Here is a 3,079-nt window from a genome sequence, read left to right on the forward strand (position 1 = left end):
GATACACTGGAGCATGCCGAAAGGCCGGTCAAAAGACTGAGTTTACCCAGGAGCTGGGTGAGGTGAAAGTCTCACGCCCAGTTCTGAAGCGGAGGTGCTCCCCTTAATAGGGGACATCGACCGTAACTACAAAGTTGGATGTCCTTGTAACGATTTCCCACATAACTCCCGGTGAATAGTACCACCCTAAAAGTTCACAGAATGGTTATCAGGAACGAAGTAACCTCACATGCACTCTCAGTAAGGTCGATTATTGAGTAGGTAGTTAGCCGCAAGTCATGTGTAGGAAAGATAGAGTCAAAAGCTAACGTCTAGGGTAATGCCTAGGATATGCTGACAGACTCACGTTACAGGAAGAGATATAGTTGCCAGTAGTAATGAATATGTCTAAAACTCGGGGGTTCGCCCCACAGTCGGAATGGAAGAAAGTCAACTGGCGTAAGCTAGAAATGACTGTCTTTAAGTTACAAAAACGAATATATCGAGCCTCAAGCCGTGGTGATGTCCGCGTGGTGCGAAAGCTGCAAAAAACCCTGATGAAATCCTGGTCAGCTAAAATGATTGCGGTTAGAAGGGTAACCCAACAGAACAAAGGCAAAAAGACTGCCGGAATAGACGGGGTTAAATCCCTAACACCAAAACAACGCCTCGCCTTAGTAGCCAGCCTTAAAGTTCAAAGAAAGGCCAAACCAACCAGAAGGGTATGGATTCCCAAACCTGGACGAACGGAAAAACGCCCATTGGGGATTCCCACCATGTATGACCGCGCCTTACAAGCACTTGCGTGCGCGGCTCTAGAACCGGAATGGGAAGCAAAATTTGAACCCAATTCCTACGGATTTAGACCAGGACGCTCATGTCACGATGCAATCGAAGCAATATTTAAAAGTATCAAGCAAAAACCCAAATGGGTACTAGATGCCGATATAGCAAAATGTTTCGACAAAATCAACCATGATGCACTTCTGACAAAATTAAATACATATCCGTCACTAAGACGATTAATCAAATCATGGTTAAAAGCCGGTGTGATAGATAACGGAACATTCTCATCTATAAAAGAGGGTACTCCCCAAGGTGGAGTTATATCCCCACTCTTGGCAAATATAGCCCTTCACGGAATGGAGGAACGAATCAAACAATATGCCAAATCTATGAAAGGAGATAAAAAAAGAAACAAAAAGGCATTAAATTTGATTCGATATGCTGATGACTTTGTCATCCTGCATAAAGAACAAACTGTGGTAGAAGAATGTCAAAGAATCATCAACGAATGGTTGAATGACATGGGATTGGAATTAAAACCAAGTAAGACCAAAATTACCCACACTCTTGACGGATTTGATTTCTTAGGATTTACTATCCGTCAATACCAAGTAGGTAAACACCAGTCAAAACAAGGTTTTAAAACCATCATCAAACCATCTAAGGAAAAAGTTCAAGAGCATTATAGGCAGCTCTCAAAATCTATCGACAAACACAGAGCTGCCCCTCAGGAGGCACTAATACGCCACCTAAAACCAATTATACGTGGATGGTGTAATTACTACAAGAGTGTTTGTAGTCAAGAAACTTTCGACGAATTAGGAAACATGCTTTGGAATAAACTCCAAAGATGGGGATACAGGAGACATCCAAAGAAATCAAAAACCTGGGTAAACGATAAATACTGGGGAACCATCGAAGGTGATAACTGGACATTTATGACAGGGAAAGATAATTATCTCCCCAAACATGCCAAAACAAAAATTGTAAGGCACACAAAAATCCAGGATACCAGAAGTCCCTATGATGGAGACCTAATCTATTGGAATACCAGAATGAGAAAGCATCCTGAGATGACCACTCAGAAGGGAAAACTTTTAGAACGGCAAGAAGGGAAATGCACTCATTGTGGTCTTACCTTTAGGGATGGAGATTTAATGGAAAAACATCACATAATACCACGCGCACTAGGGGGAAATAATTCAGACAAAAATCTCGAATTATTACACCTACATTGTCACGATGTCAAACACGGAAAGAGAATCAACTCCAATGAGTTAGATGAAAACCCGTTCTAGAGGAGCCACTGTCAAGGATTGTACTGTAATGAGGAGCCGTATGATATGAAAGTGTCACGTACGGTTTTGGAGACGAGTCGGTGAGGCGACTCACCGGCTTAGTTTAATATTCTCAGGTACTTCAGGATACAGTAAAGAGAGTAAAGCTAGCTTTTGACAGGTTTATCAAAGGAGATAGTAGCGGAAAACGAAGTGGACGACCTAGGTTCAAAAAGCTACACCGCTACCGTACCTTTACCTATCCCCAAATGAAAGAAGGGTGTCTGGAAAGAAATTTGATCAACCTTCCAAAAATAGGCAAAGTTAAGGTTGTACTCCATCGGACTATTCCTTCTGGATTTAATATCAAGACAGCTTCTATCACCAAAAAATGTGATGGCTATTATTTGGTTTTATCTCTAGAGGACAAGACCATTCCTGAAATTAAGCCCAATATTAATCCAGATTCAATAGTTGGGATTGATGTTGGTCTTAAAGATTTTTTTACTACCTCTGAGGGTGAAGTCGTTGAAATTCCTCAGTATTATCGAAAAGCTCAAAAACGTTTAAGAGTGATTCAAAAGCGAGTATCCCGGAGAAAGAAAGGGGGTAATAACAGGCTAAAGGCGATCAAGCAGCTCGGAAAACAGCATAAAAAGGGATCAGACAAAAGAAAAGATTTTCATTTCAAAACAGCAAACCACCTACTATCAAAGTATGATGTAATCGCTCATGAAAAACTAAATGTTAAAGGACTGGCTAAGTCCCGATTGGCTAAATCTGTGTTGGATGCGGGATGGTCAAGCTTCTTGACAATCCTAGCAAGCAAAGCCGTTCGCGTAGCGTGGCCTACGGCCTTGAATGCTGGCTTGTTAACGGTTCCAGTAAGCCCCAAAAATACTTCACAGAATTGCTCCAATTGTGGCAATAAAGTCCCCAAGAAGTTGCATGTCCGGTGGCATGATTGTCCCCATTGTGGATGCAGTCTTGACCGCGATCATAATGCAGCTATCAATATACGAAATAGAGCGGCAGGG

General features: G+C 41.9%; 1 protein-coding gene and 1 pseudogene. Both read left to right on the plus strand.

All coding sequences use genetic code 11. The annotated features are described in order from the left end of the window. Positions 1-383: 383 nt before the first annotated feature. Positions 384-2,063 carry a group II intron reverse transcriptase/maturase gene (gene ltrA, locus F6K49_RS38600; RefSeq protein ID WP_365940002.1) on the plus strand — a complete coding sequence of 560 codons (1,680 nt, stop codon included), beginning with the start codon at positions 384-386 and terminating at the stop codon, positions 2,061-2,063. 107 nt (positions 2,064-2,170) lie between these two features. Further along, positions 2,171-3,079 (plus strand): annotated as a pseudogene (locus F6K49_RS38605) (transposase); the annotation flags it as partial.

Source organism: Moorena sp. SIO3I6 (genome assembly GCF_010672095.1).